The sequence below is a fragment of the Marinobacterium zhoushanense genome (genome assembly GCF_014641945.1).
GTDB lineage: Bacteria > Pseudomonadota > Gammaproteobacteria > Pseudomonadales > Balneatricaceae > Marinobacterium_D > Marinobacterium_D zhoushanense.
In genome coordinates, this window is sequence record NZ_BMIJ01000007.1 from 60,770 (window position 1) to 86,848 (window position 26,079).

The following is a 26,079-nucleotide window of genomic DNA, read 5'->3' on the forward strand; positions in this document are numbered from 1 at the left end:
AAGGGGCCGCACCCAGGTGCTTGGGCGCGGCCTGTGTACAGGGTGTTCTGTAATCCGGGCTTAGATCTTGCCGACCAGATCCAGTGACGGTGCCAGAGTCGCTTCACCCTCTTTCCACTTAGCCGGGCAGACTTCACCCGGGTGGCTGGCCACGTACTGGGCTGCCTTGATCTTACGCACCAGGCTCTCAGCTTCACGGCCGATGCCTTCAGCGGTCACTTCAGCCGCTTGGATGATACCTTCCGGATCGACGATGAAGGTCGCGCGGTCTGCCAGGCCCTGGCCTTCACGCAGTACGTCGAAGTTGCTGGTGATGGTCCAGCTCGGGTCGCCAATCATGGTGTACTTGATCTTGCCGATGGTGTCGGACGCATCGTGCCAGGCCTTGTGCACGAAATGGGTGTCGGTCGATACGGAGTAGACTTCCACGCCCAGTTTCTGCAGCTCTTCGTAGTGATCAGCAACGTCGCCGAGTTCGGTGGGGCAGACGAAGGTGAAGTCAGCCGGGTAGAAGAAGAATACAGACCACTTGCCTTTCAGGTCCGCATCGGAAACTTCGATGAATTCGCCGTTTTTGAAGGCGCTTGCTTTAAAGGGTTTGATCGGGGTGTTGATAGCCTGGGCCATGTTGTCTCTCCTGTGAGCTTGTGTGTTTCGACAGGAGTTAGATTAAGTGGCAGCGATCGATATTAAAAATTGATTATGACTAGATCTTTAATAGCTATTAGTAATTATAGACGGGCGAAAAATAAGGGGGACGGGCTGAAAACAGAAGCGGCAACCTGGTCGGTTGCCGCTGGCGTGAGCACTATCGCGGGACGACGCTCAGTCGAAGATGCCGAAGGTGATTCGGTCGAACCAGGAGCGCTCCTCTTTGGCCTCATCTGTCTCTGCAGCCTTGGCTTTGCTGGCGCCGGATGAACCAGTTGGCCGTGCCGGTACCGCCGGTGTTTCCGCTTCGCCCAACAGACCAAAGGTGGCAGTGTTAAGCAGCGTCGAGCGCGGTTCCTTGAAGGAGCGGACCTCGTAGTCCGGGAAGTTCAGCTCCAGTACCTTGTAGGCGTTGTTGGCCAGCTCGGTCATGCCGAGCTCAGTATAGGCTTCGCCCATCACCGCCAGCGCATCGGGGACCGCCGGCGTCTCCTGGAAGTTCTCCACCACATAACGGCCGCGGTTGGCAGCCGCCACCCAGGCCTGGCGCTTCATGTAGTAGGCAGCGACATGGATCTCGTGGGTGGCGAGGCGGTTTTTCAGGTACTGCATACGCTTTTGCGCATCCGGTGCATACTCGCTCTCCGGATAGCGGCTAACCAGGGTGGCGAAACTGTCGAAGGAGTCGCGTGCAGCACCCGGATCGCGCTGGGTTTCATCCAGTGGCAGGTAGCGGGTCAGGAAAGAACGATCCTGCTCGAATGCGGTCAGTCCCTTCATGTAGTAGGCGTAATCGATATTGGCATGGTTCGGGTGAAGACGGACGAAACGGTCTGCGGCCGCCGAGGCCGATTCCGGTTCATAGGTCTTGAAATAGGCGTAGATAAGCTCGAGCTGGGCCTGCTCGGAATACTGGCCGAACGGGTAACGGGCTTCCAGCAGCTGCAGTTTCTCCACAGCCAGCGCGTAGTTGTCGTCATCCATGGCGCTGAGTGCTTCTTCGTAGAGTTGCTGCTCGGGCACATCGGGGGCCAGTTTATCGCCTCCCCACCAGGAACAGGCGGAGAGCAGGGTGGCGAGCACCAGGGCAGCGCTGACTTTTACGAATCGCATGTCGATCAATCCTGATACAAAGGGCCTGCATGGCTGAGCGGGCCGGATTCGGGTGTGGTAAAATCGCGCCTTATTTAAACACAACCCGCACACAACCAAAACATCCGTCAGGATGAGTAGTGATTAGATGTCAGATCAGGTGGAATTACAGGCCGAAGTGCCGCGTGAAATGTATGGGCTCAGGCTGGACCAGGCTGTTGCGCAGCTGTTCCCCGAATATTCGCGTTCGCGCTTGCAGGGCTGGATCAAGGACGGTGCGCTGACCGTCGATGGTGAGTCTCGCCGCCCGCGGGATAAGCTGGCCGGTGGTGAGGTGATTCGAGTGGCAGCGGAGCTGGAGTCAATCGAGGAACACAGCGCCCAGGAGATCCCGCTCGACATCATCTATGAAGATGAACATATCCTGGTGCTGAACAAGCCTGCCGGGCTGGTGGTCCATCCTGCAGCGGGACACGCCGACGGCACCCTGCTCAACGCGCTGCTGCATCACTGCCCGGAGATTGGTCAGGTGCCCCGCGCCGGTATCGTGCACCGTCTCGATCGTGATACCACCGGACTGATGGTGGTGGCCAAGACCATTCCCGCACAGACCGATCTGGTCGCCCAGCTGCAGGAGCGCAGCATGGGGAGGGAGTATGAAGCGGTGGTGCACGGTGTGATGACCGGTGGTGGCATGGTTGACGAGCCGATGGGGCGTCATCCGCGGCACCGACAAAAGATGGCCGTGGTCGGGGTGGGCAAAGAGGCGGTGACCCACTACCGCCTGCTGGAGAAGTTCCGCGCCCATACCCATATTCGGCTGAAGCTGGAAACCGGCCGTACCCACCAGATCCGCGTGCATATGGCGCATATCAACTATCCGCTGGTGGGCGATCCTCAGTATGGCGGCCGTTTTCGTCTGCCCAAGGGCTGCAGCCACGCCATGCAGGAGGTGTTGAAAAATTTCAATCGTCAGGCACTGCATGCCAAACGCCTGGAACTCTGGCATCCTGACACCGGTGAGGCGATGGCCTGGGAGATCGATCTGCCCGAGGATCTGCAGCGGTTGCTCGCCGTACTCAGAAAAGATGCGGAAACCTACGACTACGAACTATGAAGCTGATCCGTGCCGACTGGCAGGCCCCCGGCCATATTCATGCACTGACCACGACCCGCCTCGACGGTGTCAGCCAGGCACCCTTTAACGGACTCAATCTGGGGCTGCACGTGGGCGATGATCCGGCTGCCGTAGAGGAAAACCGGGCCATGTTGACCCACGCCCTCGGCCTCAAACGGCCGCCGCAGTGGCTGTCACAGGTACACGGGGTGGTGGTGGTCGAAGCTCAGGACGACGGCCAGGTGCGCGAGGCCGATGCCTGCTGGAGTCGTGGTGCGGGGCAGGCCTGCGTCGTGATGACGGCGGACTGTTTGCCGGTGCTGTTCACAGACCGCGAAGGCACGCGCGTCGCAGCCGCGCATGCCGGCTGGCGTGGACTCGTCTCCGGTGTGCTGGAGGCGACGCTGAATCAATTTGACGATCCGGCGCAGGTAATGGCCTGGTTGGGTCCGGCGATCGGGCCGCTGGCGTTCGAGGTCGGTGGCGAGGTGCGCGAACAGTTTATGCAGGCGCAGGAGGATAGCGAGACTGCGTTTGTCCCCAGCCCCACGTCGACGGACAAATGGCTGGGCGACCTGTACCAGCTGGCGCGGCTGAGGCTGCAGGCGGCCGGTGTGGGGTCGATCAGCGGCGGCGATTACTGTACCTTCACCGAGGCCGAGTATTTTTACTCCTACCGGCGTGACGGTCAGACCGGCCGCATGGCCAGCCTGATCTGGATCGAAGGCTGATCCTACTGCGCGACTGACTCAAGGGCTGCGTCGCGCGGTGCCGGTGCGCCGTGCGTCTCGCCCATACGCCGCTCGCTACGGCTCCGTTTACGTCTTAACCTTTGATTACAAGTACCGGGATGGTCGAGCGTCCCACCACCTTGTTGGCGACCGAACCTAATACCGTCCTCTCCAGACGAGAGTGTTTGTGACTGGCCATGACGATCAAGTCAGCCTTAACTCGCTTTGCCTCGGACAGGATCATGTCGGCCGGCTTGCCCTCCTTGACCTCAAGCGTGCAATCCTCTGGATCGATTGGCAGCTTCTGTTCGACAAACTCCCTGAGCTGCTTCTGTACCTCCTTGACCGCCTTGTCGAAGTTGCCGGGCGGAAAGTAGGACGCCACTAGCGGCATCTGGTAACCGGCGACCACGGTGAGCAGAATCAGCTTGCCCTTGGGCGCCAGCACCTCGAGCGCGTGCCTGACCACCTCATCGGAGTAGCCCTCTTCGGCCAGGTCTACCGGCACAAGAATCGTCTTGTACATCGCTCTCTCTCCTTTGCCAGTCGGCTAGACGGTTGTCGCCGTGGCGGCCAGTCGTCGTCTCTGCAGCCAGCCGATAAACACCAGTAGCAGCAGGACCGGGATGAATACCAGTTCCTTCGGTGGTCGGTCTGACTTCACCTGGATGCCGGTGAGTTCCCAGCCGAAATCGACCCCGGACCGTTCGGCTGCGCTGCCGAACACGACCAGGTCGACGATGCGGCGCTCGTCATCCTGGCTTAGCATCAGGCCCAGGGACTCAAGCCGTGCCGTGGCATCACCGCTGTCATCGTCCAGTTGCAGCTGTACCGTCTTACTGACTTCGTCGCCCTCGATGGTCATCCCCTCGAAGTTGATCTGGATATAATCGCCTGCCTTCAGTTTCTCCATCTGCGTCTCGATCTGTGCCGGCGGCAGGGTGACCGACGGCGGGTAGACCATGTCCCACCAGAAACCTGGCCGGAACAGGCTAAACGCGATCACCACCAGCACCACTGACTCCCACAGCCGGCTTTTGACGAACCAGTAGCCTTGGGTCGCGGCCGAGAACACCAGAATCGCAATGATGGCGCTGACCACGGTGACTATCAGGTCGAACACCCCGGTCAGACCGATCAGCAGCAACTGGGTATTGAAGATGAACATGAACGGCAGGATCGCGGTGCGGATATCGTAGGTGAAGCCCTGGATACCGGTCTTGATCGGGTCGGTACGTCCGATCGCCGCCGCGGCAAAGGCGGCCAGGCCCACCGGTGGCGTATCGTCGGCGAGTATGCCGAAGTAGAACACGAACAGGTGCACGGCAATCAGCGGTACGATCAGGCCGTTGGCGGCGCCCAGTGACACGATCACCGGTGCCATCAGAGTCGACACCACGATGTAGTTCGCGGTGGTGGGCAGGCCCATGCCGAGGATGATGCAGATCACCGCGGTGAAGATCAGGATCAGGATCAGGCTGCCGCCGGAGATGAACTCGACGAACTCGGTCATCATCTGGCCAAGGCCGGTCAGGGTCACGGTGCCGACGATAATCCCCGCCGCAGCGGTGGCGATGCCGATTCCGACCATATTGCGGGCGCCGGAGATCAGGCCCTCGACAAAATCGTGCCAGCACACGTTGAATTGGGATACCCAGTCATGCTCACCGCGGAACCAGGACTTCAACGGGCGATGAGTCAACACCACGGCGATCAGCGCGGCGACCGCATAGAACGCCGATTGTTGCGGTGAGTACTGTTTCACCGCTAGTGCCCAGAGCAGGACCACGATCGGCAAACCGAAGTAGAGCCCGGAGAAAACGGTTGGCCGCGCCTCCGGTAGATGCTCCAGCTCGATGCTGGCGTCATCCGTCACCAGATCGGGGTAGCTGGCCGAGAGTTTCACCAGCGCGAAATAGCTCGCCACGAGCACCAGGAGCATCACAAGGTAGCTCCAGTCGCCCAGGGATGACTCCAGGAAGGTGGAGCCGTAATAGACGATGGCGGCGAGCAACAGGGTGATCAGCGTGGTGGTCATCCATGACAGCATGCGCTGGGGAAGGGTGGGCTTATGTAGCCGCGTAATGCCCTGCATACCGAGTTTTACCGCTTCCAGGTGGACGATGTAGACCAGCGCGATATAGGAGATCATCGACGGCAGGATCGCGTGCTTAATCACGTCGATATAGGGGATGCCGACATACTCCACCATCAGGAACGCCGCGGCGCCCATGATCGGCGGCGTCAACTGGCCGTTGGTGGAGGCGGCCACCTCCACGGCGCAGGCCTTGGTGGCGGGAAAGCCGACCCGTTTCATCAGCGGGATGGTGAAGGTGCCGGTGGTGACCACGTTGGCGATAGACGAGCCGGAGATGATCCCGCTCAAACCGGAGGCGACCACGGCGGCCTTGGCCGGTCCGCCGCGCATATGGCCCAGCAGAGAGAAGGAGACCTTGATCAGGTAGTTACCGGCCCCCGCCTTGTCGAGCATGGCACCGAGCAGCACGAACAGGAACACGAACGCGGTGGATACGCCCAGCGCGACGCCAAAAACACCTTCGGTGGTCAGCCACTGGTGCGAGGCGACCTTGTTCAGGCTGGCACCCTTGTGCGCAATCACGTCGGGCATGTATTGGCCGCCGAAGGTGAAGGTCAGGAATACGATCGCCACTACCGTCAGCGGTGGGCCCAGTGCGCGACGGGTTGCTTCCAGTAACGTCAGCATACCGACGATGGCAATCGCCACATCAAGTGTGCTCGGGGCACCGATGCGCTGGGTCAGTTCGTCCCTGAAGACCAGCAGGTAGAGACAGGAGATAGACGCGCCGAGCGCAAACAGTGCATCGAAAGGGGTGATTGAGGTATGGCTTGAGCGCTTGGTTGCCGGGAACAGGCAGAACGCAAGGAAGCTGGCGAAGGCCAGGTGGATAAACTTGGCCTGGTCCGCGTTCAGATTGCCAAAGTGCAGAATGAACGGTAGTGGAGAGGCATACCAGAGCTGAAACACGGACCAGGCGATCAGCAGTCCGATCACCAGTTTGCCCATGACACCTGAGAGTTCGCGGCTGCCGGTTTCCGAACTCAGCAGCTCCTCTACCACTTTGCTGTCGGATGCTGAATCCTGGGTACTGTCCGTAGCCATAGGCATCTCCTAAGCTGAATGGGGGATAACGCTGGGCTTACGCCCAGCGTTATCCTGCGCAGGGGCTTACATCAGGCCGGCTTCCTTGTAGTACTTGATCGCACCTTCATGCAGCGGCGCGGACAGACCCTCCTTGATCATCTCCTCCTTCTTCAGGTTGGCGAAGGCCGGGTGCAGCTTGGTGAAGGTATCGAAGTTCTCGAACACCGCCTTAACCACATGGTAGATCAGGTTGGGGTCAACCTTGGACGAGGTGACGAAAGTGGCACCGACACCGAAGGTATACACATCCTTGTCGGTACCCCGGTACATCCCCCCGGGGATGACGGCTACGCGGTAGTAAGGGTTGTCGTTGACCAGCTTATCCACTTCCGGACCGGATACCTCGACGATGACGCTGTCGCAGGAGGTGGTGGCCTCCTTGATCGAGCCGCTCGGATGACCGACGGTGTAGATCATGGCGTCGATGTTGTTGTCGCACAGTGCCTTGGACTGCTCGGCCGCTTTCAGCTCAGACGCAAGCGAGAAGTCGTCCATGGTCCAGCCCTTGGCGGCCATCAGCACCTCCATGGTGCCGCGCTGGCCGGAGCCCGGGTTGCCCACGTTGACACGCTTGCCCTTGAGATCGTCGAAGGTCTTGATGCCGGAGTCGGCTCGCGCCACCACGGTAAACGGCTCGGGGTGGATCGAAAATACCGCGCGCAGATCCTCGAACGCTCCGGCGTCCTCGAACTGGCTGCTGCCGTGATAGGCGTGATATTGCCAGTCGGACTGGGCGACGCCCATATCCAGTTCACCCGAGCGGATGGTGTTGAGGTTGTAGACCGACCCGCCGGTACTTTCCACCGAGCAGCGGATGCCGTGGTCTTTACGGTCTTTATTGACCAGACGGCAGATCGCGCCACCGGTGGGATAGTAAACGCCGGTAACGCCACCGGTACCGATGGTGATGAAGTCCTGCGCCTGAGTGCTTGGGGCTAGGCTCAGCATCGCCGCAAAGCTGGCGCCTACAAGGGCTTCTTTGAATATCTTCATCTTTCTCTCCTTGGCTTCTTATTATTGGTCTCAGTCTAGTTCATGACACCCGTCTTGCATCTGTCCCCGAACAGGGAGCGACGGGCGCCTATGATCTAGACCGCATCCGGGTATTCAGTGAACGCCTCGGCAGTAACCTGCTGCACCGTGTCGTAGAGTTTGTCGGTGAGCTCGTCGAGCTGGGACTCCTCGATGATGAATGGCGGCGCCAGCAGGATATGATGGCCGCGGTGGCCGTCGATGGTGCCCGCCATGGGGTAGCACATCAGGCCGCGCGACATGCCGGCACTCTTGATCCGGCTGTCCAGCTTTGAGCGTGGATCGAAGGGACGCTTGCTGTCGCGGTCATGCACCAGTTCCAGTGCCTGGAACAGTCCGCGGCCCCGGATATCGCCAATGTGGGGGTGCTCACCGAAACGCTCGCGCAGTCGGGTCATCAGCGCCTCGCCCATCGGATTGACCCGCGCCAGAATCTGCTCCTGCTCGAGAGCATCAAGCACCGCGAGCGATCCCGCCATTGTGGTGGCGTGGGCCATGTAGGTGTGGCCATGCTGGAAGAAGCCGGAGCCGTTGGCAATGGTGTCGTAGATCCGGTCGGAAGCCAGCATGGCGCCGATCGGCTGATAGCCGGCGCCCAGCCCCTTGGCGATGGTGACGATATCGGTATGGATCCCCTCCTGCTCATGGGCGAACAGGGTGCCGGTGCGGCCCATACCGCACATCACCTCGTCGAGGATCAGCAGTACTCCGTAGCGGTCGCAGATCTCGCGGATACGCTTGAAGTAACCCTCGACCGCAGTCAGTGCGCCGGCGGTGGCGCCGACCACCGGCTCGGCGACGAAGGCGATCACCGTTTCCGGGCCCACGGTCAGCAGGCACTGCTCCAGCTCGTTGGCCACACGCTGGCCGTAGTCGAATAGCGACTCGCCCGGCTTGCAGTCCCGGTAGGCGTAGCAGGGCGCGATATGTTCGGCGTGGGTGAGTAGTGGTGCGAAGGGCGCACGGCGCCAGGCGTTGCCGCCCACTGCCAGTGCGCCGAGGGTGTTGCCGTGGTAGCTCTGGCGGCGGGCGATGAAGCGACTGCGCTGGGGCTCTCCGCGCTCGACAAAATACTGCCGGGCCAGCTTCAGGGCGGCTTCCACTGCCTCCGAGCCACCGCTGAGGAAGTAGACATGGTTCAGATCGCCCGGTGCCCGTGCGGTCAGCCGTGTCGCCAGAGTTTCGGCCACCTCGGTGGTGAAGAAGCTGCTGTGGGCATAGGCCAGCTGGTCGATCTGCTTGTGCAGCGCTGCACGTACGCCGGCGTGGCTGTGTCCTAGGCAGGAGACCGCGGCGCCGCCGCTGGCATCCAGATAGGCTTTGCCGTCCTGATCGTAGAGATAAACCCCGTCGCCGCGTACAGCGGTCCTTAGCGGGGTGTGACAGTGGCGGTGAAATACCTGGCTCACGCGGTACCTTTTAGTTGCGGCTTGAATATGCACTGCATTAAAGGTTGCAACTTCCCGCTCAACAAACGATATATTCTCAGAGGGTATGAGAAAAACTCATAGGGGGAGTGCATGCCGGGATCTATGCCACCACTCAATGCGCTGCGCAGCTTCGAAGTCGCGGCGCGTCGTCTCAGCTTCTCCCGTGCCGCGCAGGAGCTCTGCGTCACCCAAGGCGCGGTGAGCAAGCAGATTCAGGTGCTGGAACAGTATCTGGAGCAGCCGCTATTCGACCGCAGTCCGGCAGGACTGAGCCTTACCGAAGCCGGGCGCCAATATCTACCCGCCATCTCCCGCGCTCTGGAGATGATCCAGAGTGCCACCGCCAGCCTGCAGCAGGGCGCCCATGCCAGCGATGCGCTGACACTTAACCTGACACCCTCGTTCAGCAACCTCTGGTTGATTCCACGCCTGGACCAGCTGCGCCAGGCGATCCCCGAATTGAAGCTGACCATGGTGACTGGTGATGGCGCGTTCCAGTTTCAGGGCGCGCAGGCGGATATCGCGATCCGCTGCCTGCCCCTATCGCTGAGTCATGAGCACTCCCAGCTGTTGAAGGAGGAGGTGCTGTTGCCGCTGATCAGCCCAGAACTGCTGCGCGAACACCCGATAAACCAACCCGAAGATCTGCTGGCGCATCCGCTGATTCGCCATATCACCCGACCCCAGCTGTGGCGCCAGTTCCTGCAGCAGATGCTGGGTGGCGAACCTCAGCCGCCACGCTTCAACCACGGCTTCGAACATTTCTACATGTCGCTGGAAGCGGCGCGCTGCAAGCTGGGCGTTGCGCTGGTACCGGACTTCATGGCCGCCGATGCGCTGGCTGGCGGTGAGCTGGTCAACCCGTTGGACATGGCCTATCGCAGCGGTTACGGCTTCTACTTTCTGGTGCCGCCCTATCGTGCACGCTCGGTCGGCGTGCAGCGCTTTCACGCCTGGCTGGAGCAGCAGCTGAGTTAGTGCCTATCTGCCGGGTTCTGTGCCGCCTGGATCGCGGTCAGGGCGATGGTAAACAGGATATCCTCGACCAGGGCACCGCGGGACAGGTCGTTGACCGGCTTGCGCATCCCCTGCAGCATCGGTCCGATACTGATCACCTCAGCGCTGCGCTGCACCGCCTTGTAGGTGGTGTTGCCGGTGTTCAGGTCGGGGAAGATAAACACCGTGGCCCGACCGGCCACCGGGCTGTTCGGCGCCTTGCTGCGCGCCACGCTCTCCATGATCGCGGCATCGTACTGCAGCGGTCCGTCGATCAGCAGGTCCGGGCGCTTCCGCTGTGCCAGCGCGGTGGCCTTGCGCACCTTGTCCACGTCGGCGCCCTGGCCGGAGACGCCGGTGCTGTAGCTGATCATCGCCACCCGGGGTTCGATACCGAAGGCCGACGCCGAGTCCGCGCTCTGGATCGCGATATCGGCCAGCTCCTCGGCACTGGGGTCGGGATTGATGGCGCAGTCGCCGTACACCAGTACCTGCTCCGGCAACAGCATGAAGAAGATCGATGACACCAGGCTGGTGCCGGGTGCTGTGCGGATCAGCTGCAGTGCCGGGCGAATGGTGTTGGCGGTGGTATGCACCGCACCGCTGACCAGACCGTCGACCTCGCCCAGTTCCAGCATCAGAGTACCGAGCACGACGTTGTCCTGCAGTTCATCCCGCGCCTGCAGTTCGGTGATCCCCTTGTGCGCGCGCAGCTCCAGCAGACGCGCGATATAGCGCTCGCGAATCTGTTCCGGATCGAGAATCGAGATCTTGTCGCCAAGCGCGATACCCAGGTTGTCAGCGATACGCTCGATCTCGCTCGGATCGCCCAGCAGGGTGCAGCGGGCGATGCCGCGCTCGGCGCAGAGCGCCGCCGCACGTACGGTACGCGGCTCGCTGCCTTCGGGCAGCACAATATTGCGCTGGGCAGCGCGCGCACGCGCCACCAACTGGTAGCGGAAGGCCGCCGGTGACAGGTGTACCTTGCCACTCTGGCCGCGCAGCGAGGCGATCCAGTCAGCGTCGATATGGGCGGCCGTAAACTCCTTGACGTGTGCAATGCGCTCCAGATCGTCCACCGGAATCTCCAGCGTATCGCGAGGGATGTTCTGCGCGGTCTGCCAGCTGTCGCTGACGACGCTGACTATTGGCAGTCCCGAGCGCAGGGCACCCTCGCACAGGGTCATCAGTTCGGGGGAGGGAGTGTAACCCCCGGTCAATACCAAACCCGCCAGCGCCACACCGTTGTTGGCGGCCAGGCACGCGGCCAGGATGATATCCTCTCGATCGCCGGGCGTGACGATCAACGTACCGGGTTTGAGGCTGCGGACCATATGGGGCAGGGTCTGCCCGCACAGGACGATACTGCTGACGCGGCGATGGTTGATATCACCGGCGTAGAGGATGCGGGCTTCGAGGTAGTCGGTCAGGTCACGCACGCGTGGCGCGACCATCTCACTGTCCCAGGGGATGCCGCCGAGTAAGCGGAATCGGGGATCAAACAGCGTCGCCTGTGCTTCGATCTGTGTGAGTGTCAGGCTGCGGGCGCGTGCCTGCTCACCGGCGATCTCCGGGCGCGGATTGCCCTCGCGGTCCAGCGGTGCATCCAGCTTATTCATGATGCAGCCGAGCACGCGCGGTTCCTTGGCACCGCCATAGAAGCGCGCGACAATATCCAGGTGGTCCTCGATGGCGTCGATGCCGTCGAGTCCGGGCGCGGCGACCAGTACCACTTCGGCATCGAGAGCGCGGGCGATGGCGCTATTGATGGTGTTGGCATAGGGCTGGGTCATGGTCGGAACCAGGCCCTCGATCACCACCACCTCCGGCGCATCGGCGCAACTGTCTTCGAAGCGTTCGATAATCTGTTCCAGCAGTTGATCCTGACGGCCTGAACTGACCAGGTGCTCCGCTTCCCGCATCGGGATCGGCTCGGCGATACTGACAGCGCAGCTGCTGCGCAGGATCGCGACGCTACGGTCGTTGCTGTCGCCGTTGCGGGTCTGCGCGATCGGCTTGAAGAAGCCGACTCGGATGCCCTGCTGTTCGAGGGCATGAACCAGGCCGAGAACGGTGGTAGTGAGGCCGCTGCCGAGACCGGCCGGGGCGATCATGATGCTGTGTGGCATGGCAAGTCCTTGCTCTCTCTACAGGTAGCCGTACGCGCTTTGTGCGTTGCACAAACTATACGATGCCGCTGCTGAGGTTGCGAGTTAAGGTTGCTCGTTACGGATGCACCTGCGTGTGGACGCAGGGCTCAATTGGATTTTAGCTGCAGCTCGGCGCAGTAGTCCGGCGCATCGACCGGTGGTGTGAACAGCAGCAGATCGGCACTGCCCAGATCACCGTAGCTGTTCGGTATGTAGGTGGCGGGATCCCTGTTCTCGGTAACGGCAACCATCAACACTGTCCGTTGCGGCAGGGTGTCGAGCCAGCGTGGTACGCCCAGATCGGCACGGGCGTGGATAGCGCCGGTCAGCAGCACGCTGGTGCGACCGGGTTGTACATTGGCGCGCAGTACCGACGCGATCTGCTGATCCCTGGCCAACTGAATGCGGCGCATCGGCTGCAACTGGTCTCGGGGCATCTGTCCGCAGTGGCTTTCGTATAGCAGGTCGAGCATAAAGTCGGCGTGCGCCGGTTCCAGCTCGGCCAGGGCCGTGGTGCTGGTGTAGAGGGCGCGCACCTCGGCCCGGCTCAGATCGGCTCCAAGCACCCGGGAGCTCCAGCGAAAGGCCGCCTGCAACGGCGCTTCGTACAGCGCCCAGGGCCAGCCCCTGGACCAGTCCAGCCGCTCCGGGTTGCGGGCGGCCGGGTCGTGCAGCGCCCGGTCCAGTGCCGGTTGTTGCGCGGGTGTCGCCATCTCCAGGGCAACCGCGCCCAGCAGACCGCGTTGACCGAGCTGCGCGATCAGCTGAGCCTCTTGTTCGTGGTGGGCCGCATCGTCATGCTGCTCACCGAGCAACAGCCAGCCATCGTGCGGCAGCCAGTCGCGGTAAAACTCCGGCCAGTCGACATAGCGCTGCTGGGCCGGCGACCAGAGCCTGCCCACCAGCGGGTTGGCCGACGGCGCTGCAGCCTGAACCAAGAGCGGCAACAGCAGAATCAGGCCGGTGAGTAACCTCAGCTTCACCCTCAATGGCCCGGGGTCGAGGATTTTACGTCCAGATAGTCGCGCTGGATCACGGTCTCCAGAGCATTGGCGGCGGTAACCAGTTCCTCGAACGTCTCACGACAGCGGCGCAGATGATTGATCTGATCCTGACTCGGCACCGAGTTGGGGCTGACATTGGCGATATCGAGCAGTTCGCGCACGTAGGCGGCGCGGGCATGGGCGACCATGGTCAGCAGTGGCTTGAGGTCGCCCAGGGCGAGTTCGGGGAACTGCGGGTTGATGATTTCGCGGTTGATCTCGCGGCGGTGTTTCTCCAGCTCCAGCAGCAGACGGTTATTGCTGATCGGCATTGCGGTTCTCCTTGCAACCTGTAACCCGGTACCTCCAGATTAGCCTGAAACCAAGGAAAAGCGGTAGTGAATCAGCAGCTTGTGGCCGCTGTGGATGACGCCCTGAGGGCTAGATGGCATACTCGCGGCATGCAGAAAAAACAGGATGCCCCATAGGAAGCCTGAATGAGTGTAGATACCACTGTGGAAAACGGGATTGAGAAGCTTTCGTTGCGGAATTTTACCGAGAAAGCTTACCTCGATTATTCGATGTACGTGATTCTGGACCGTGCCCTGCCGCACATCGGCGATGGCATGAAACCGGTACAGCGACGTATCGTTTATGCGATGTCGGAGCTGGGCCTGAAGGCCACGGCCAAGTACAAGAAGTCGGCACGCACCGTCGGTGATGTTCTGGGTAAGTTCCATCCCCACGGTGACTCCGCCTGTTACGAGGCGATGGTACTGATGGCGCAGCCGTTCAGCTACCGCTATCCGCTGGTCGACGGCCAGGGCAACTGGGGCTCGCCCGATGACCCCAAATCCTTTGCCGCCATGCGTTACACCGAGTCGCGCCTGTCGCGCTACGCCGAGGTGCTGCTCAGCGAGTTGGGCCAGGGCACGGTGAGCTGGGTGCCGAACTTCGACGGCACCCTGGACGAGCCCGAGGTGCTGCCGGCGCGGCTGCCCAATGTGCTGCTCAATGGCGGTACCGGTATCGCGGTCGGTATGGCCACCGATATTCCGCCGCACAACCTGCGCGAAGTGGCTTCGGCCTGTATCCACCTGCTGGAAAACCCCAGCGCCGATGTGGCGCAACTGGCTGAGTTCGTACCGGGACCCGATTTCCCCACCGAGGCGGAGATCATCACCTCGCGTGAGGAGCTGCAGAAACTTTATCTGACCGGCCGCGGCTCGGTAAAAGCGCGTGCCGTGTACAGTCGCGAGGATGGCGATATTGTCATCACCGCGCTGCCGCACCAGGTTTCCGGCGCCCGGGTGTTGGAGCAGATTGCGGCGCAGATGCAGCAGAAAAAGCTGCCGATGGTGTCGGACCTGCGCGACGAGTCCGATCACGAGAATCCGACCCGTCTGGTGATCGTGCCGCGCTCCAACCGCATCGATATCGAGCAGCTGATGGCGCATCTGTTCGCCAGTACTGACCTGGAGCGCAGCTACCGCGTCAACCTGAACATGATCGGTATCGATGGTCGGCCACAGGTGAAGGATCTGCGACAGATCCTCACCGAATGGCTGAGCTGGCGTACCGAGGTGGTGCGCCGCCGCCTGCAGCACCGGTTGCAGAAGGTGATCGATCGCCTGCATATCCTCGAAGGCCTGATGGTCGCCTACCTCAATATCGACGAGGTGATCGCGATCATCCGTCACGAGGAGGAGCCGAAGCAGGAACTGATGAGCCGTTTCGGCCTCAGCGATATCCAGGCCGATGCGATCCTCGACCTCAAGCTGCGCCATTTGGCGCGCCTGGAGGAGATGAAGATCCGCGGCGAACAGGATGAACTGAGCGAAGAGCGCAAGAAGCTGGAGGCGATCCTGGGCTCGGACACATTGATGCGCAAGCTGATCCGTGAGGAGATCGAAGCCGCTGCCGAGGAGTTCGGTGACGAGCGGCGCTCGCCGCTGGTGCAGCGAGAAGAGGCACAGGCGTTCAGTGAAAAGGATCTGCTCAGTGCCGATCCGGTCACCGTGGTGATCTCCAAGCAGGACTGGATTCGTGCCGCCAAGGGCCACGATATCGATGCCGAGGGGCTCAGCTACAAGGCCGGCGACGGTTTCAAGCTGGCCTGCAAGGGGCGGATGAACCAGCCCACGATCCTGATCGACAGTACCGGCCGCAGCTACACCCTGGATACCCACACCCTGCCTTCAGCGCGCGGCCAGGGCGAACCGGTGACCGGCAAGCTGACCCTGCCCAAGGGTGCGGTGATCGAGGGGATGACCTCCGGTCGTGAGGCCGATCAGGTGTTGATGGCCTCGGATGCCGGCTACGGTTTCATCACCAAGATCGAGGATCTGAGCTCCAAGACCAAGAACGGCAAAGCGATACTGACCCTGCCCAAGGCGGCGCGGGTGCTGCTGCCGGTGCGGGTTGCCGATCCTGCAACCGAGCTGCTGGCGGCGATCAGCTCCAGTGGTCGACTGCTGGTGTTCCCGGTGTCGGAGCTGCCCCAGCTCGGCCGCGGCAAGGGCAACAAGATCATCAATATCCCGTCAGCCGCCGCCGCCTCCCGCGAGGAGGTGATGGTCGCGATCCAGACCTTCGCCCCGGGCGATACGCTGGTGGTGCACGCCGGGCGTCAGCATCTGAAGCTCAAGGGTAGCGATATCGAACACTATCGCGGTGAGCGAGGTCGTCGTGGCAACAAACTGCCGCGTGGTTTCCAGCGTGTCGACGGCATGGATGTGATCGCCGCTGACAAGAGCGACAAGGCGGACGACAAGGCGGTGGAAGAGTAACGCGGCCGGAGTAGATCAGCTGGGCGGCTCAGCCGCCCGCCTGCTCCTCCCGGCTCTGCAGTTTGGCCAGCAGGTGGCGTGCCTGCTTCTCCAGCAGCTCCTGGTAGGACTTGGCGATGCGGATCAGCAACACCTTGTCCTCATCCTCGCGGCGGATATCCGCCCCCTCCAGCAATGTTCCTTTCAGATCGGGTGCTTCGGTCAGCGCGGTGTGGGTGATCAGCTCGTTGCTCTCGGTGGTGCGGGTCAGGAAGCGGGCCTCTTCGAGCATGCGCTCGAGCTTTTCGTAGTGGCCGCGTACCAGTGCCAGGTGTAGGTTGATCACCGGTTTGAACTGACGGATGCGCTGCTGGTTGTAGTGCCGGTAGAGGTAGGTGAACAGCATCGAGGCGCAAAGCGCGTTGATGCCGTGGCCGTCGTTCTCCTTTGGGCTGTCGAAGAACAGCCGCAGATCGCCCTCAGAGGTTGGCTCGACACGGCCGCCATAGATATGGGCGACCGAGTTGGCCAGCGTGCGGTAGGGCTTCATCAGTTGTAGACGCTCATCCTCCTCCAGGTTTTCGGAGTGGGCGCTGCTGGCATCGATCAGGAACAGGTAGCCCGCCTCGTCGGCGCCGAGCATCAGTTCCAGCTCATGTTCCAGGGTATACAGGCCCAACTGCTCCTCGCGCGCACCCAGTGGCGGCACGATCGATAAACGTGGTCGCGCAGGCTCTGTCTCCGTGGTCGAGTCACTGTCGTCGAACTCGACCTGGTCGCTATCCTCTATCTCTGGCGCGATCGCCTCGTCGCTGTCCGGGTCCCGACTGGCCGAGGGGGTAAAGGGTGGCATCCGCTCCTGGTTGCGCGACGGCCTCAGCAGTTCGACCAGCTCGCGATTGTCATCGCGATCAGCGGCTGTCTCGGTGGTCTGGATTTCGATCTCCTGGTCATCCTGCTCAGCGGGCGCTTCGCTGTGCCAGCTGGGTTCTCGCTCCGTCGGCTCATCGTCGCGGGATGCGGTTAACCCGCTATCGGGAGCCTGTTCATCAATGTCCAGCGACATGGGCGATTTGAGCCAGGTATCGACCTCCGGGGCCAGGCCAACCTCGTCCTCAGATTCCGGTTCAGGCTCAGCGAACTCATCGTACTCCTCCTGCTCCTCCTGCTCCTCCTCCGCGAAGGGGGGCGTTCCCTCCTCGATCTCGCTTTCCAACTCAGAGGAGGGAAGGTTATCGAACTCCTCGTCGAGCACCGGCAGTTCAAACTCCTCTTCACGGACCTGAATGTCGCGGGCCTGAATCTCGCGCGCCTCGTCGTTCTCCTCATCCAGCAGCGGCAGCGCATCGGGATCCTCGTCCCACTCGCTTTCTTCTGCCGGAGTCGGAGCCGGAGCCGGGGCCTGGACAGCGGCGCTGGGTGTCAGGCTGGATACTAACTGACCGAAATCCGCCGTAGGCGTATCCGGCGCCTTCTCGGCTTTGGGGCGCAGGCGGATCCACAGTGTCAGCATGCCGGCCGCGATGGAGAGCAGCGCCAGCACGCCTGCTTCAAGCAGCAGATCCTTGAGTAATGTCCAGCCGTGCCCGCTGTCCACCCAGAGCGTCAATTCGCCCAGGGTCTCATCGCCACGGATCAGCTCCAGCTTCTGCTCCAGACCACGCTGCTCACCGGCGACGGCAACCGGCAGTTTGCGGGCATCGGTCAGATGCAGGCCGTTTACCTGGGTCTGGGCATTGAGTTCATTGAACAGGTAATTGAGGCTGATGCGATCGTCCGCCAACAGCAGCGGCTGGATCACGATGGCGGTGCTGCGCGCCAGCGATTGGCCGTAACGGCGTGCATCCTGCTCGGCGCTGGCTTTGGCGCCATAGATCAGCACCCCTGCGCTCAGTGCGAGACAGAGCAGGAGTACCGCGGCAACGGGCAGCAGCTGGCGCAGGGTAACGGATTGTTGGGCGCTTGCGTTGGGGCGATCCATCTATACTCGGGCTCGGTCGTTCCGCGGCCGGAAAATGTTTGATAATCGGGCGATAATAGCAGGTAGCCGAAGGCTGTCACAGCCTGATGCAGTACGGCAATGACCGGCGCGCGTGGTAGCGCTATAATGTCCGGTCTAATCGCACCAACCCGGAATGCTTTGGGATGAATGTAGCTGAGTATATGTCTGAATTGGGGCAGCGCGCGCGCGCTGCTTCCCGCCTGATGGCGCGTGCCGACACGGGGCGCAAGAACGCGGCGCTCGACGCAATGGCGCGCGTGCTCGACGCCAGCCGCGATGCGCTTGCCGAGGCCAATCGCAAGGATCTGGACGCCGGCCGTGCCAACGGCCTGGATGCCGCCATGCTGGATCGGCTGGAACTGACCCCGGCGCGTATCGATACCATGATCGAGGGGCTGCGCCAGGTAGCGGCGCTGCCAGACCCGATCGGCGGCATCACCGACATGAACTACCGGCCGTCCGGCATCCAGATCGGCAAGATGCGGGTGCCGCTGGGTGTTATCGGTATCATCTACGAATCCCGTCCCAACGTGACGGTGGAAGCGGCCAGTCTGTGCCTGAAATCCGGTAACGCGACCATTCTGCGTGGCGGTTCCGAGGCGATCCACTCCAATCACGCCATCGCCGCCTGTATCGCTCAGGGTCTGGCCGAGGCGGGGCTGCCGGAAACCGCGGTGCAGGTGGTGGAGACCACCGACCGCGAGGCGGTCGGCGCGCTGATCACCATGCCCGAGTATGTGGATGTGATCGTACCGCGTGGCGGCAAGGGTCTGATCGAGCGGATCTCACGCGACGCACGGGTACCGGTAATCAAGCATCTGGACGGTATCTGTCACGTCTATATCGACGATCAGGCGGACAAGACCAAGGCGCTGAATATCGCCATCAATGCCAAGACCCACCGCTACGGCACCTGTAACACCATGGAAACGCTGCTGGTGCACTCTGCCATCGCCCAAGAGGTGCTGCCGGAGCTGGCCGATCACTATGGCCAGCTCGGGGTCGAGTTGCGCGGTTGTGCGGCGACCCGCGAGGTGCTGCCTCAGGCGCTGGAAGCCAGCGAGGAGGATTGGGCCACCGAATACCTGGCGCCGATCCTGGCGATCAAGCTGGTGACGGATATGGCCGAGGCGATCGAACATATCAACCGCTGGGGCTCGCACCATACCGACGCCATCGTCACCGAGAACTACACCCGCGCCCGCGCCTTCCTGCGCGAAGTGGATTCCAGCTCGGTGATGGTCAACGCGTCGACCCGTTTTGCCGACGGTTTTGAATACGGTCTGGGTGCCGAGATCGGCATCTCCACCGACAAGATCCATGCTCGCGGGCCGGTAGGGCTCGAGGGGCTGACCTCGCAGAAGTATGTGGTGCTCGGCGATGGCCAGGTGCGGCAGTGAGTGATGCCTGACAACACACCCTTTGTGTTCATGGGCGGGACCTTCGACCCCGTGCATAACGGCCATCTGCGTACCGCGTTGGAGATTCAGCAGTGGCTGGATATCCCCGAGGTCTGTCTGATCCCGTCGAAGATGCCGGTGCATCGCGACGAGCCGGGCTGCAGTTCGGAACAGCGTTTGGCCATGGTGCAGCTGGCGGTGGCCGATGAGCCCTGCCTCTGTGCCGATGCCCGCGAAATTCTCTCCGACCAGCCCTCCTATTCGTTGCTGACATTGGAGTCGTTGCGTGCGGAACTTGGACCGCGCAGACCACTCTGTATGGTGATGGGGATGGACGCCTACCTGGGGCTGCCCAGTTGGCACCGCTGGGAGAGCTTTCTCGATATCTGCCACATCATCGTCGTGACCCGTCCGGGCTACGGCTTTCCGGACGACTCGCAGATGCGCCGATTCTCCGATCGCCATGCGGCGCCATCGGTGGAGACTTTGAAGCAGCTGCCCGCCGGGCGGGTACTGCTGCATGAATTGACCCCGCTGGGCATATCGGCGACACAGATCCGCAGGCTGATCGCCCAGGGTGATTCACCCCGCTATCTGATGCCGGATGCGGTGTGGGACTATATACAAACGAACAAGCTGTATGGCTTCTAATAGTCTTTATGACGACAAACAAAGGTACTGAAAACCCGATGCAGACCGATCAGTTGATCAACCTGGTAGAAAAGGCGCTCGACGATATGAAAGCGCGTGACGTGGTGAAACTGGATGTCACCGGCAAGTCGAGCGTCACCGATTATATGCTGGTGGCCAGCGGCACCTCGAAACGACATGTGATGTCGGTGGCACAGGAGGTGATCGACAAGGCCAAGGAAGCCGGCATGCGCCCTGTGGGCGTCGAGGGTGAAAATGTCGGTGACTGGGTGCTGGTTGACCTGGGCGATGTAATCGTACACGTCATGATGCCGGATGCGCGTAGCTTCTACGATATCGAACGCCTCTGGTCTTTCGAAAGCGACAGCGAAGTGGCGGCCGAATAAACGATGCGGATTCGCCTGATCGCCGTTGGCGGCAAGATGCCGGGTTGGGTCAGCGAGGGCTATGACGAGTACGCTCGTCGTTTGCCCGCCGATTTTCGTCTCGAACTGGTCGAGCTGGCGCTGGGCCATCGCGGCAAGGGCGCCGATACGGCGCGGGCGATCCGCAGCGAGGGCGATGCCATGCTGGCGGCGATCCCGAAAGGGGATCGCGTCATCGCGCTGACCGTCGATGGCCGCCCTTGGTCCACCGAACAGTTGGCGGAGCAGGCGGAAGTCTGGCGCATGTCCGGGCAAAACCTGTCGCTGCTGGTCGGGGGACCCGATGGTCTCGACCCCCGTTGCGTAGCTGCGGCCGATCAGAAATGGTCGCTGTCGGCGTTGACCCTGCCCCATCCCCTGGTGCGTATCCTGTTGGCCGAACAGCTCTACCGGGCCTGGACCCTGTTGCAGGGCCACCCCTATCACAAGTAACGCGATCCGATGACACGCCCCGAGCGCCTTAAAGATTACTCCCAGGAGAGCATCACCTTCACCAGTCGCGCCATCGTTGCGATGCTGGTGGTCGTGCTGATGATGGCCGTGCTGGTGGGGCGAATCTATTTCCTGCAGGTGATCGAGCACGACCGCTATGCGGCGATCTCCGAGAACAACCGTGTCCAGTTGCAACCGGTGGCCCCCCGTCGTGGCTTGATCTACGACCGCAATGGCGTGCTGCTGGCCGATAACCGGCCCAACTTCAGCCTCACGCTGCTGAAGGAGGAGGTGCGCGATATTGATGCCACTATCGCGCGTATCGGCGAACTGATCGATCTCGACGCCAGTGACATAGAACGTTTTCATCGTCGTCTGAACCAGCGCCGCCGACCCTTCTCCTCGGTGCCGTTGAAGTTCAGCCTGACCGAGGTGGAGATCGCCAAGATCTCCGTCAATTACCACCGTCTGCCCGGGGTTCAGGTCGAGGCCGATCTGGTACGTTTCTACCCGCAGGGGCCATCGCTGGTCCATGCGCTCGGCTATGTCGGTCGCATCAATGAGCGCGAGCTGCAGACGTTGGATCCGGAAAACTATGCCGCGACCCACTATGTCGGCAAACTCGGGGTGGAGAAATTCTACGAGCCGATGCTGCATGGTCAGGTCGGCTTCCAGAAGGTGGAAACCAACGCCCGTGGCCGAGTACTCAGAGTGCTGGAAAGCCAGGATCCTGTGCCGGGTGTCGATATTCAGCTCAATCTGGATATCCAGCTGCAGCAGTTTTCTGAGTCGTTGATAACGGGTCGGCGCGCCGCGATCGTCGCCATCGAGCCGAAAACCGGTGCCATACTGGCCCTGGTCAGTACCCCGGGCTACGACCCCAATATGTTCGTTACCGGTATCTCCAGCAAGGATTATGCGGAGCTGAGGGATTCGCTGGATCTGCCGCTCTACAACCGTGCCATCCGTGGCCGCTACCCACCGGGCTCGACGCTGAAGCCGTTTACCGCATTGGCCGCCATCGACAGCGGCTCGGTACCGCTGTCGCATAAGGTGTGGGACCCCGGCTTCTATCAGCTGAGCAAGGGTGGACGTAAATACCGCGACTGGAAACGCTGGGGGCACGGCATGGTGGATCTGGATCATGCGCTGGCGGAGTCTTGTGACGTCTGGTTTTACGATGCAGGCTATAAAACCGGTATCGACAACATGTCGGACTACCTGGGGCGATTCGGTTTCGGCCAGGTTACCAGTCTGGACCTGCCCGAGGCGGACCGGGCCAACCTGCCGAGCAAGGCCTGGAAGCAGGCGCGCTACAAGCAGCCCTGGTATCCCGGCGACTCACTCAACCTGTCGATCGGCCAAGGCTACATGTTGGCCACGCCGCTGCAACTGGCGACCGCCACGGCGGTACTGGCCAATCGGGGCAAGTGGGTGCGTCCGCGCATGATTAAGGGCGTCATGGGCGAGGACGGCGAGCTGTCGATGCCCGAGCTGGAGGGTGTCGAGCCGCTGCCGGGAGATGTTCAGCTCAACCACCCCAACTACTGGGAACCGATAATTCAGGGCATGGTCCACGTGGTGCAGAGCAGCTATGGCACCGCGCGGCGGGCGGCCGAAGGCGTGCCTTACACCATGGCGGGCAAGACCGGCACCGCGCAGGTGGTGGGGATTGCACAGGACGCACGCTATGACTCCGAAGCGCTAGAGGAGCGTCACCGTGACCATGCTCTCTTCGTTACCTTCGCTCCGGTGGAGGATCCGCAGATCGCGGTGGCCGTCGTGGTCGAGAATGGTGAGGGCGGCTCGAGTACGGCGGCACCTGTCGCCCGCGAAGTGCTGGATGCCTGGTTGCTCGGTGACTACGACAATGGCCTGGAGAAAAAGGAATGAGCTATCGCGATTTCCAGCGCACCTTATCTGACAGTTCGGCCCACCTGAGTCGCCCCACCGGCCTTTGGAGCTATACCCATCTCGATGCCTGGCTGCTGTTGATGTTGATGGCGTTGTGTGGGTTCGGCCTGTTCGTGCTGTACAGCGCATCGGGACAGGATGTGGGGTATGTGGAGCGCCAGGCCGTGCGCATGGGTGCCGGCTTCTTCGTCATGATCGTGCTCGCGCAGTTTCGCCCGCGCACCTTCGACCGTCTAGGGCCCTGGGCCTACGTGGCCGGTACCGGTCTGCTGGTGGGCGTTCTGCTGTTCGGGGTTGGCGCCAAGGGGGCGCAACGCTGGCTTGAACTGGGCGGTTTTCGTTTTCAGCCGTCGGAGATCATGAAGCTGGTGCTGCCGATCACCGTAGCGGGCTTTCTGGCGCGCAAGGCGTTGCCGCCAACCTTTACCCGACTTGGACTGGCGTTGGTGATCATTGCTGTGCCCACGGTGCTGATCATGAAACAGCCGGACCTGGGTACGTCGCTGTTGATCGCGGCTTCGGGTGTGTTTGCGATCCTGCTCTCCGGTGTCTATTGGCGCTGGATCTTCCTTGCCGGGGCCGTATGTGCGGCGGCGTTGCCGGGGTTGTGGATGGTGATGAAGGACTATCAGCGTCAGCGAGTACTCACTTTTCTCGATCCGGAGAGTGACCCGCTGGGCTCGGGTTGGAACATCATCCAGTCGAAAACGGCGATCGGCTCTGGTGGCCTGTCCGGTAAGGGCTGGTTGCACGGCACCCAGTCGCAGCTCGACTTCCTGCCCGAATCGCACACCGATTTCATCATTGCGGTCATCGGTGAGGAACTTGGCATGACCGGGGTGATCGTACTCCTATCGCTCTACCTGTTGATCATCGGTCGCGGCATGGTCATCGCAGCACAGGCGCAGGATAGCTTCTCCCGGCTGCTGGCCGGCAGTATTACGCTAACTTTCTTCGTTTACGTGTTTGTGAATATCGGCATGGTCAGTGGCCTGTTGCCGGTGGTCGGTGTGCCGCTACCGATGGTCAGCTACGGCGGTACCTCGATCGTGACGCTGATGTGCGGCTTTGGCATTCTGATGTCGATCCATACCCATCGTCAGATGCTGACCCGGTGACAGGTTCCTCGGGCGACAGGCATAATTCTCCCCATCGGGGATACAACTCAGGAGTTGCAAGATGCGAAACCCAACAGGTGCAAGGATCGCCGTCGGCGCTGCACTGATCGGTGCAATGGCGGCTGCTTGGCAGGGCAGTGCGGTGGCGGGCACGAGCTATGCCGATCGTCCCGAGGCACTGGCGCTGTATGAGAAGCTGGAGGGCCAGGGGTTTGAGCATGACTATCTGCGCGCGGTGCTGGACGATGCGACTCAGCAGGAGTCGATACTGAAGGCGATGTCGCGGCCGGCGGAAAAACGCCTGAACTGGGGCGAGTATCGGCAGATCTTCGTCGAACCCAAGCGCATCGAGCAGGGACTGGCGTTCTGGCAGGAGCATGCCGATACCCTGGCCCGCGCCGAAGCCGAATACGGCGTGCCCGCCGAGATCATCGTCGCCATCATCGGTGTTGAAACCCGTTATGGCCGGATTATGGGCAGCTACCGCGTACTCGATGCGCTGGCGACCCTGGGCTTTGATTACCCCAAACGCAGCGAGTTCTTCCTCGGTCAGTTGGAGCAGTATCTGCTGATGACCCGGGAGGAGGGGATAGCGCCGGGTACATTGAAGGGCTCATACGCCGGCGCCATGGGCTTCGGCCAGTTCATTCCGTCAAGCTTCCGCAACTTCGCGGTGGACTTCGACGCTGACGGCAAGCGCAATATCTGGAGCAACCCGGTGGACGCCATCGGCAGTGTCGCCCACTATTTCAGCGAGCATGGCTGGAAAGCGGGCGAGCCGGTGCGCTCCAACGTGGTGATGGGGCAGCCGGCGGATGAGGCGTGGATCAATGCCGGTCTGAAGCCTGAGGTGACACTGACAGAGTGGGCCGAGCGCGATATCCATACCCAGCGAGGACTGGACCTGAACCAGCCCGCGACACTGATGCGACTGGAGATGGAAGATGGTGACCACTACTGGTTCGGGCTGCACAACTTCTACGTTATCACCCGTTATAACCACAGCCGGCTCTACGCCATGGCAGTATACGAGCTGAGCCAGGCTATCCGCGACGCGCGCGGAAACGGCTGAAGGGGAAAAGGGGCGAATGAGGCGACCGTTATCGATTCTGTTGTTGGCCGGGATAACCGTGCTCGCCGGCTGTTCGTCGACCGGCAAGCAGGAGGAGAACGCCGGGCGCTACTCGATGAAGCATGATCGCTACCCGGCGCAACCGGTGGACGTGTCCGCGGTGCCGGATGCGGTGCCACGGGTCGAGCCCAAGAGTCGCGGCGGCAACAAAAGTCCCTACCGGGTGCTGGGCCAGAGCTATTACGTACTGGATTCCGCCAGTGGCTACCGAGCGCGTGGTACGGCATCCTGGTATGGCGAAAAGTTTCATGGTCACCTGACCTCCAACGGCGAAACCTACGACATGTACAAGATGTCAGCGGCACACAAGAGCCTGCCGCTGCCCACCTTCGCCCGCGTCACCAATCTGGATAACGGCCGTCAGGTGATTGTCCGGGTCAATGACCGCGGCCCGTTCCACGATGATCGGCTGATCGATCTCTCCTATGCCGCGGCGGCGCGGCTGGATATGCTCGGTAAGGGCACCGCCCGAGTGGAGGTGGAAGCGATCGATCCAAGCGGTTGGGGCAGCGGCACCGTCCTGGCATCGGCGCAAGCGAGCAAGGCTAGCAATACGCCCGAGCCCGCGACCATCGCCGATGCGACCGGACGCTTTCTTCAGGTCGGCGCGTACTCCAGCAACGGTGCCGCGCAGCGCGTACAGACTGAGCTGGAAACGGCGACCGACGGTGCGCCTGTGCTGGTGCGGGCGGTGGAGCGGGGCGGGAGTCAGCTTTATCGCGTGCTGATCGGGCCGCTGCAGGGCAGCGCAGCTGACCTGATTGCCAAGGTGCAGGCCGCGGGCCATCCGGCGCCAATCTTGGTAGACTATCCCTGATCTAATGCGGACAGGGAACGTTTGAGATTTCTGCCTGTCCACCTGTCGACGCTT

General features: G+C 61.8%; 22 protein-coding genes. 12 read left to right on the top strand and 10 right to left on the bottom strand.

Going from position 1 to position 26,079, the window contains the following annotated elements:
• Nucleotides 1–60: 60 nt before the first annotated feature.
• Nucleotides 61–627: an alkyl hydroperoxide reductase subunit C gene (gene ahpC / locus IEX40_RS16460; protein ID WP_188750255.1), complete on the bottom strand. Its 567-nt coding sequence runs from the start codon at nt 625–627 to the stop codon at nt 61–63.
• A gap of 198 nt (nt 628–825) precedes the next feature.
• Nucleotides 826–1,764, bottom strand: a complete 939-nt coding sequence (locus IEX40_RS16465; protein WP_188750257.1) for an outer membrane protein assembly factor BamD — start codon at nt 1,762–1,764, stop codon at nt 826–828.
• Nucleotides 1,765–1,891: 127 nt separating this feature from the next.
• On the opposite strand from IEX40_RS16465, the gene rluD reads away from it, so the two are divergent.
• Together rluD and pgeF are read left to right on the top strand one after the other, a co-directional pair.
• Nucleotides 1,892–2,860 carry a 23S rRNA pseudouridine(1911/1915/1917) synthase RluD gene (gene rluD / locus IEX40_RS16470; RefSeq protein ID WP_188750260.1) on the top strand — a complete coding sequence of 323 codons (969 nt, stop codon included), beginning with the start codon at nt 1,892–1,894 and terminating at the stop codon, nt 2,858–2,860.
• Nucleotides 2,857–3,591 (top strand): peptidoglycan editing factor PgeF, encoded by a 735-nt coding sequence (pgeF, locus tag IEX40_RS16475; RefSeq protein ID WP_188750262.1) that lies wholly within the window; start codon nt 2,857–2,859, stop codon nt 3,589–3,591. The genes rluD and pgeF overlap by 4 nt, the downstream gene beginning before the upstream one ends.
• Before the next feature lie 94 nt (nt 3,592–3,685).
• Here pgeF and IEX40_RS16480 read toward each other — a convergent pair whose 3' ends face one another.
• The 4 genes from IEX40_RS16480 to IEX40_RS16495 all read right to left on the bottom strand — a co-directional run bounded on the left by IEX40_RS16480 (nt 3,686) and on the right by IEX40_RS16495 (nt 9,216).
• Nucleotides 3,686–4,117: a universal stress protein gene (locus IEX40_RS16480; RefSeq protein WP_188750264.1), complete on the bottom strand. Its 432-nt coding sequence runs from the start codon at nt 4,115–4,117 to the stop codon at nt 3,686–3,688.
• Between the two features lie 24 nt (nt 4,118–4,141).
• Entirely contained in the window at nt 4,142–6,733 is a 2,592-nt protein-coding gene (locus tag IEX40_RS16485) for a TRAP transporter permease (RefSeq protein WP_188750266.1), read from the bottom strand.
• 66 nt (nt 6,734–6,799) lie between these two features.
• Complete coding sequence (locus IEX40_RS16490) at nt 6,800–7,768, bottom strand: TAXI family TRAP transporter solute-binding subunit (RefSeq protein WP_188750268.1); 969 nt, start codon at nt 7,766–7,768, stop codon at nt 6,800–6,802.
• Nucleotides 7,769–7,863: 95 nt separating this feature from the next.
• The gene (locus tag IEX40_RS16495; protein WP_188750270.1) at nt 7,864–9,216 is read right to left on the bottom strand and encodes an aspartate aminotransferase family protein; all 1,353 of its coding nucleotides are present in this window, start codon (nt 9,214–9,216) and stop codon (nt 7,864–7,866) included.
• 111 nt (nt 9,217–9,327) lie between these two features.
• Between IEX40_RS16495 and IEX40_RS16500 the strand changes: the two genes are divergently transcribed.
• The gene (locus IEX40_RS16500) at nt 9,328–10,215 is read left to right on the top strand and encodes a LysR substrate-binding domain-containing protein (RefSeq protein ID WP_188750272.1); all 888 of its coding nucleotides are present in this window, start codon (nt 9,328–9,330) and stop codon (nt 10,213–10,215) included.
• Here IEX40_RS16500 and pta read toward each other — a convergent pair.
• From pta to IEX40_RS16515, 3 genes are all read right to left on the bottom strand, one after another.
• Nucleotides 10,212–12,362 (bottom strand): phosphate acetyltransferase, encoded by a 2,151-nt coding sequence (pta, locus tag IEX40_RS16505; RefSeq protein WP_188750274.1) that lies wholly within the window; start codon nt 12,360–12,362, stop codon nt 10,212–10,214. The genes IEX40_RS16500 and pta overlap by 4 nt on opposite strands.
• 128 nt (nt 12,363–12,490) lie before the next feature.
• Nucleotides 12,491–13,366, bottom strand: coding sequence for a ChaN family lipoprotein (locus IEX40_RS16510; RefSeq protein ID WP_188750276.1), 876 nt, complete (start codon nt 13,364–13,366; stop codon nt 12,491–12,493).
• Between the two features lie 2 nt (nt 13,367–13,368).
• Nucleotides 13,369–13,698, bottom strand: a complete 330-nt coding sequence (locus tag IEX40_RS16515; RefSeq protein ID WP_188750278.1) for a hypothetical protein — start codon at nt 13,696–13,698, stop codon at nt 13,369–13,371.
• 165 nt (nt 13,699–13,863) lie between these two features.
• Here IEX40_RS16515 and parC point away from each other — a divergent pair, with 165 nt between their 5' ends.
• On the top strand, nt 13,864–16,155 hold the full coding sequence (parC, locus tag IEX40_RS16520; RefSeq protein WP_188750280.1) for a DNA topoisomerase IV subunit A: 2,292 nt from the start codon (nt 13,864–13,866) through the stop codon (nt 16,153–16,155).
• A 28-nt stretch (nt 16,156–16,183) separates the two neighbouring features.
• Here parC and IEX40_RS16525 read toward each other — a convergent pair whose 3' ends face one another.
• On the bottom strand, nt 16,184–18,115 hold the full coding sequence (locus IEX40_RS16525) for a hypothetical protein (protein ID WP_188750283.1): 1,932 nt from the start codon (nt 18,113–18,115) through the stop codon (nt 16,184–16,186).
• A 164-nt stretch (nt 18,116–18,279) separates the two neighbouring features.
• Between IEX40_RS16525 and IEX40_RS16530 the strand changes: the two genes are divergently transcribed.
• From IEX40_RS16530 to IEX40_RS16565, 8 genes are all read left to right on the top strand, one after another.
• Complete coding sequence (locus IEX40_RS16530) at nt 18,280–19,536, top strand: glutamate-5-semialdehyde dehydrogenase (protein WP_188750285.1); 1,257 nt, start codon at nt 18,280–18,282, stop codon at nt 19,534–19,536.
• Nucleotides 19,537–19,539: 3 nt separating this feature from the next.
• Nucleotides 19,540–20,187: a nicotinate-nucleotide adenylyltransferase gene (gene nadD, locus IEX40_RS16535; RefSeq protein ID WP_229680804.1), complete on the top strand. Its 648-nt coding sequence runs from the start codon at nt 19,540–19,542 to the stop codon at nt 20,185–20,187.
• Between the two features lie 8 nt (nt 20,188–20,195).
• Nucleotides 20,196–20,573, top strand: a complete 378-nt coding sequence (gene rsfS / locus IEX40_RS16540; RefSeq protein ID WP_373286487.1) for a ribosome silencing factor — start codon at nt 20,196–20,198, stop codon at nt 20,571–20,573.
• A 3-nt stretch (nt 20,574–20,576) separates the two neighbouring features.
• Nucleotides 20,577–21,044 (top strand): 23S rRNA (pseudouridine(1915)-N(3))-methyltransferase RlmH, encoded by a 468-nt coding sequence (gene rlmH, locus IEX40_RS16545; RefSeq protein WP_188750287.1) that lies wholly within the window; start codon nt 20,577–20,579, stop codon nt 21,042–21,044.
• A 9-nt stretch (nt 21,045–21,053) separates the two neighbouring features.
• Nucleotides 21,054–22,937, top strand: coding sequence for a penicillin-binding protein 2 (gene mrdA, locus IEX40_RS16550; RefSeq protein ID WP_188750289.1), 1,884 nt, complete (start codon nt 21,054–21,056; stop codon nt 22,935–22,937).
• A complete protein-coding gene (gene rodA, locus IEX40_RS16555; RefSeq protein WP_188750291.1) occupies nt 22,934–24,076 on the top strand; it encodes a rod shape-determining protein RodA in 1,143 nt (380 codons plus the stop codon). Before mrdA ends, rodA begins: the two co-directional genes overlap by 4 nt.
• Before the next feature lie 61 nt (nt 24,077–24,137).
• Nucleotides 24,138–25,148 carry a lytic murein transglycosylase B gene (mltB, locus tag IEX40_RS16560; protein WP_188750293.1) on the top strand — a complete coding sequence of 337 codons (1,011 nt, stop codon included), beginning with the start codon at nt 24,138–24,140 and terminating at the stop codon, nt 25,146–25,148.
• Between the two features lie 16 nt (nt 25,149–25,164).
• Complete coding sequence (locus IEX40_RS16565) at nt 25,165–26,025, top strand: septal ring lytic transglycosylase RlpA family protein (RefSeq protein ID WP_188750295.1); 861 nt, start codon at nt 25,165–25,167, stop codon at nt 26,023–26,025.
• Nucleotides 26,026–26,079 lie beyond the last annotated feature (54 nt).